5 protein-coding genes are annotated in these 5,982 nt (G+C 52.2%); all 5 read right to left on the reverse strand.

What is annotated here, in order from left to right; translation table 11 throughout:
- Nucleotides 1-400: 400 nt before the first annotated feature.
- Nucleotides 401-613, reverse strand: coding sequence for a hypothetical protein (locus tag CPT76_RS11220; protein WP_105442979.1), 213 nt, complete (start codon nucleotides 611-613; stop codon nucleotides 401-403).
- A 153-nt stretch (nucleotides 614-766) separates the two neighbouring features.
- A complete protein-coding gene (locus CPT76_RS11225) occupies nucleotides 767-1,786 on the reverse strand; it encodes an ABC transporter substrate-binding protein (RefSeq protein WP_105442980.1) in 1,020 nt (339 codons plus the stop codon).
- Nucleotides 1,787-1,802: 16 nt separating this feature from the next.
- Nucleotides 1,803-2,564: an ABC transporter ATP-binding protein gene (locus tag CPT76_RS11230; RefSeq protein WP_105442981.1), complete on the reverse strand. Its 762-nt coding sequence runs from the start codon at nucleotides 2,562-2,564 to the stop codon at nucleotides 1,803-1,805.
- A 3-nt stretch (nucleotides 2,565-2,567) separates the two neighbouring features.
- Nucleotides 2,568-3,524 carry a FecCD family ABC transporter permease gene (locus tag CPT76_RS11235; protein WP_374954671.1) on the reverse strand — a complete coding sequence of 319 codons (957 nt, stop codon included), beginning with the start codon at nucleotides 3,522-3,524 and terminating at the stop codon, nucleotides 2,568-2,570.
- A 289-nt stretch (nucleotides 3,525-3,813) separates the two neighbouring features.
- Complete coding sequence (locus CPT76_RS11240) at nucleotides 3,814-5,874, reverse strand: glycoside hydrolase family 65 (RefSeq protein ID WP_105442983.1); 2,061 nt, start codon at nucleotides 5,872-5,874, stop codon at nucleotides 3,814-3,816.
- Nucleotides 5,875-5,982 lie beyond the last annotated feature (108 nt).

Here is a 5,982-nt window from a genome sequence, read left to right on the forward strand (position 1 = left end):
GCTTTTGATGCTTTCTTCGATACCGCTAACTTTATCCATGACCGTTGTTCCGGCAGTCATCGCCGTTTCGTGCGCCCCCTGCTTGAGCTTTTGTGCAGCATCCTCCACGGTTCCGCAGCCTGCGAGCAGCATGACGGCAAGTACGGCGGTCGTCCCTGTGATTATGTTTTTCATTTGTACCCCCAGTTTCTTCCTGTTTGGTTATGTATAATATTAATTATAAGGAAAATCGCATGGAGCACACCTATCATAAGGCCAGTGTGATCACTAGACCTTAGTCGAGGATAACGGAATGGACAGAAGCCCATCAGCCTGCTGCTGGGTACAGATATGAAAGTCTTCACGACNGAAAAACAGCCCGGATCGCTCCAGGCTGTCGTTCGGTATGCTGATGACCCATTCAGCTTTTAGACGGAAGCTGTTTTTCGCTGTTTTTGCCAAAGCCTGACTCATACACCGTAAAAAAGGAAATGTTCGAAGTTTGCACCTGATGCTCATTCAATTCTACCCATTCCTCGCTCTTCAGCCTGGAAATTACACCGCTGACGTTATCGGATATAATATTGAGTGCTTCTCCGCCGACAAAATGAATCGTAATACTGGTCTCGCTCATCGCTCCCACCTCCCATTCATTTCCTATTGGCATAGTATGGCCCAGGCTGTTACTTCTTATTTACACAAATCAGAAGGAAGGAAATCTGATGGAGGAGCGGCGATTCTGTCGTTTATAAAGTGTTGTCATGACGCGCTTCTATATGATATGAAACTATTTAAACAAGTCAGGATACATTTCCTTGGCCAGCTTTTCCATCCCGTCGATTGTATTGTAGCCATAGCCAAACATATAGTTGTAGTCCACCGCATAGATTTGCTTGTTTTTGATCGCCTTCATGCTGGACAATTTGGGATTTGCATAAAGTGCCTCTTTGAGCTTATCTTGGGTCGTGCCGCCCGTCGTGCTCCAGTCCGGGATGATGAGTACATCCGGGTCTGCCTGAATCAGCATTTCGACGCTGACCTCGCCCGTTTCATTTTTAAAGACGTTGTCCAGTTTGACCATTTTGAACGCATCATTAAAAAATGTTTCTTGTTGGGCTGCGTATACGCTTACTTCCTTTGGATCGCTCATATGGAGATAGGCGAATGTTTTCTCCGCTTGGATACCCGCTAGTTTGGAAGCGATGCCTTCCTGCTTCCCTTTCAGCTCCTGGATGAACGACTCGGCCTTATCTTGTACGTTAAAAATTTCACCTAGATGTTCAATATCTTTGTAAATCGAATCATAGGTTCCCCCGGTCACGGACGATTCCAGAACATAGGTTTTGATTCCCATGCCGTTCAAGGTGTCCACCGTACCGACTCCCCAATCGGCGTTATCGAATAAGCCACCCCGTCCATAAACCAGGTCAGGATTGGTCCCCAGCGTAACCTCTTTGCCGACGTACTCGTCGCTAAGGATATTCAGTTTGTTATATTCCGATTCGACCGCTGGATCCGGTGCCCCGAAATTCGCGCCGACCCCGGCGATTTTGTCGCCAAGTCCAAGGTGAAGCAGCAGTTCTGCTGCTGGCCGGGTATTGGCCATGATGCGTTCTGGCGCCTTATCGAATACCTGCTCTTTTTTCTCCCAGGTCGTTCCGCCTTCCGCTTTCGTGAAATTTTCGATCGTTACCGGATAGTGGCTGGCAGCCTGGGCCTCCGGTTCACTGGTTTTCGCCGCATTTCCGCAGGCGCTGAGCACGAGCATTGCCGCAATCCCGGCAGTAAGCAGCAGATGTTTTTTCACTTGTCTTCCTCCCCTTTTATAGACCATAAGCAAATCCCAACCCGTTCGTAACCGGATTTATATATGTCTTACACTTAATCTGGTACAGCGCTTCAATGTTCTCCGGCGTCAGCACCTCTTCAGGCGTGCCATGCGCATATACCTCGCCATGCTTCATGGCATAGAGATAATCGCAGTAATGAGCGGCCATTTCCAAATCGTGAAGCGCGGCCAGCACCCCGATATCCAACCCTTTTACACAAGTTAAGATTTCGAGCTGGTACCGAATATCGAGGTGATTCGTCGGTTCATCCAAAATCATGAATTTCGGCTGCTGCGCGATCGTCCGCGCCAAAATGACCCTCTGCTTTTCCCCGCCGGACAGCGACAAATAGCTGCGCTCTTTATAATCCAGCAAATTCGTTCTCGCCAAAGCTTCTTCCACAATCGCCATATCTTCCGCTTTGTCGGATTCCAGCAGCTTCTTGTGCGGTGTTCTGCCCAACATGACCATCTGCTGGACCGTTAAATCAAAATTCATCTCATTGAACTGGCCAACGACGCCAAGCCGCTGCGAAACTTTCTTTTCGTTCGTTTTCAGCACATCCAGGTCGTCTAAATAAACGGTCCCTTTCTGCGGAACCAAGCTTTTGTATATGCTTTTCAACAGTGTGGATTTCCCGCATCCGTTTGGACCGATCAGGCCAACGAACTGCCGGTTTTTGACCTGGATCGATACGTTCTTCACGATATCTTTTTTGCCGATACGGACATGCATTTCCTTTGCGGTCAACTCCATGTCTCACCCTCCGAAATTGTAGCCTTTTTTCACGATCATGTAGATAAACAGCGGCGACCCGATCACTGACGTAATGATCCCGATCAATCCGCCCAGCAGCAGCGTTCCTGCCGTCAGCCGCTTATGATCCGCGCCAAAGATCCCCCTGCCGATATGGGGAATGATTAAACCGACAAAACCGATCATGCCTGCATAAGCGACCATCGTACCGGTAATAAGTGCCGCGGCGATCATATAAAACTTGCGGTAGGCACTCAAGTTAATCCCGAGCGTAATGGCTGACTCGTCCCCGAGCAGCATCGTATTGAGCACACGGTGCTGCAATAAGAACAATGCGCAGCCGAGCAGTACAACCGCCGCCATGATTGGCGTTTTATCCCAGCTGGAGGAAGCCAGACTGCCCATGGACCAAAATGTGACGGTCTTGATGCCCTCCGCGTTGTTGGCAAAATAAATGACCAGGCTGGAAAAGGAGCTGCACAAGGCACCGATGACGACGCCGGATAAGACGAGCTTTACCGATGTCGCTTTGCCTCCGATGCTGGATAACACCAGCACGGCAATCGACGTGACCATGGCACCGGCAAAAGCCCCGAAGGCGACGCCGAACTGGGACAGCAGCGCACCGCTGCCGAATCCGACCAGGATTGCAAAGGTTGCTCCCAAGGATGCGCCGGACGAAATGCCGAGAATATACGGGTCAGCGAGCGGATTTTGCACGACCGCCTGCATGATCGTTCCGCATAAGGAGAGCCCCATGCCGATCAAAAGGGCAAATATGACGCGGGGCATCCGGACTTGCAAAATGATGTTGACGTAAGAGTCGCTCTCGACATGGCTCATGGATCCCCATTTGCCGTTGGTCAAGGTGTGCACGATGATCTCCCACGACTGCCTGAAAGGAATATGTACCTGTCCAATCGATACGGAAAAGACAGCGGATAACGCGATTAGAATCATCAAGATCAAAATCACTACATAATAGCCGCTTCCCAACCTAGTCGTTGTTCCTTCCTCCGTATTCAAGAATTCACCTCCTATCGATGCGTACCGATGTCTGTTTGTAATGATAATGATTATCATTATCGAATATATTAAGGCATATTCTTCCGCATGACAATCCCTAGTTGAAAAAATAAGTTACAAAGAGCGTCATGGAGCGCAAAAAAGCTGGCTCCGTTAAATATTCGGCGCCAGCTCAGGCAAGCAGTATTTGGTATCGAACCGTATATGTACAGCATCATACTTATTAACGTCTCACCAGTCCCTCATGCCGCACATTCCAGGTTCCATTACCCGGAAATCCCGGTGCATGGGAGTCAGGGCCGCCGATCCAGCCGGAAGCCATCAATGCTACGGCGGAGAGCAGTCCACCGTTGCCCGGAAGATAGCAGAGCAGATTATCCCGCTGGTAGTTATGGCCATTGACGAGATAGCTGTTTTTGACCTGATCCATCATCAGCATGTCGACGGCCAGTCCCGGTTCGCCGAGCCTTGCCGCGGCCATAGCGGCCATCGGAAAATCCCATCCCCACGATGTTTCCCATTTCCAGTCATCACGGACACGGTAAAGCGTTCGAAGCATCGTTTCCCTGTCGACAAGCTTACCCGGTAATATGCCGCATGCGCCGAGCATCGACGGATGGTCGATATTCGCCTTCTCGAACGTATCCGAGATCAGTTCGTGAGCTTCATATACACCATTGAAGGCATGAGGCTTCGACAATTTGGCACGGACATGCTCCCACTGCGGTTCAGGCGGGAGACCAAGCCGGCGCCTCCACTCCAGGGCGATACCGAGCCCATGGAACCAATATTCCAACTCAAACGTCGGATTCATCGTCCCATCGCCTCGATGGTTCTCCTGTGCCGGGATGACGGGCGGGCCCAGCACGTAACGGCTGCTTTCCTGCTCCCATACGGCGTAGGATGCCATAAACCGGGCGCTTTCCATCACGATGGTCCGGTACCGTTCAAGCGTACCCTGGGTCGGCTCGGCCTGATAACAGAGTTCTGCCAGGTCGATCGGGTGCGGCTGCTGCCAAATGAGCAGCGCACCGACATCGGATGGGCTCTGATCGCCTTCCGGACCGACCATTTTCGGCCACCGTGCCCCTTCATACCCTTGCGATGCCGCAAGAGCTCGAGCCTTGGGGAGAATTCGGCTGTACCAATCCATGCTTTTGTGGAGCAGGTCGATCCTTCCCCACTGCGCAAAATGAGCGGCATGCCACCAGTGCATCTCCAGGTGAAATTTGCCGAACCAGCTGTTATACATCAGCCCGGTTTCCTGCGGAGGAAGCGAACCTGCGGAATGAAGAGCGGTCAAAAACTGCGACAGCACAATGCGCCGCTCGAGTTCTGTGGCCCGGGGATCGCGGCTGTCCGCAAGTTCCAGTGCGCCTCCGCGCTGCCAGAAGCCTGCCCAGTGACGGCTTGAGGCTTCAATGGTCGCGTCGATTTCTTCGCAGGCATGCGGTTCATGGGGCGACAGACTCACGGCAAACTCAAATTGATCCAGCGAAGAGTCAGGCATAATACGGTACATGTGCGGTCCTTCTTGAACCAACTCCCCTTCAGTCCATGCCATTCTGACGTGGTAGGTATCCTCGTCCATGATCCGCTCGATTTGTGCGCCCTGGCGAGTTGCATTTCTGCTTATCGATGCATGCAGATCTGGATCTTCCCAATTCAAACCGATACTGCTCCCCCAGCCGCGGGCTTGCGGATAGGGAGCCGGGAAGCGGACGATGATGGACAACCGTCCCTCTGAGATCAGCGGTGATTCGATCCGGATACCGATCTGATCGGAATCCGGGTGACAGGCCGTCACGACTTGGACGACCTCTCCCCCTGCACGGAATCGGCTCGTAATGATGCCGTGCCACAGGTCGAGTGTCTGCTCAATGTCCTGGAGCTCATCGAGCCCGATCCGATCTCCGTCCGGCGAGCGCAAGTCGAGCCCGAAAACGCCAAGCTGCACGCGATGCGGGTTTTGCCTCAGCCAATGAAAGGCTTCCTCTTGTCCGGCCGCATTCGTGGGATAGCCTACATCTCTCCCATGCGTGTCGAATGGCTCCAGCCGAAGCTGCTCCAGCGTGTGAACGTTTCGGCCACCAGTGGAATGCCAGCCCCAATGCGATTGCGTTCCCAGCGGAAAGACATACTCGTCCGGGTAGCTTTGCATGCCGGTGACGTCTACCGTATATGCCATTTCTCCGTTACCGACCGAGAGCGGTGCCATTTTCTCTGGTTGGCGCAGGACGGGATTATGCCGGGAGACAAGCTTTTTGCGTTCGATCGGCTGCATGCACGTACCTCCTCGTTATTTTTGATATTGTTTCACTTTATCGTACCAGGTCTGTGCCCGCTTCGTCACTTCGTCCCCGCCGGATTTTTTCCACTTATCCACGAATTC

Source organism: Paenibacillus sp. AR247 (assembly GCF_002968895.1).
Taxonomy (GTDB): Bacteria; Bacillota; Bacilli; order Paenibacillales; family Paenibacillaceae; genus Paenibacillus_AQ; species Paenibacillus_AQ favisporus.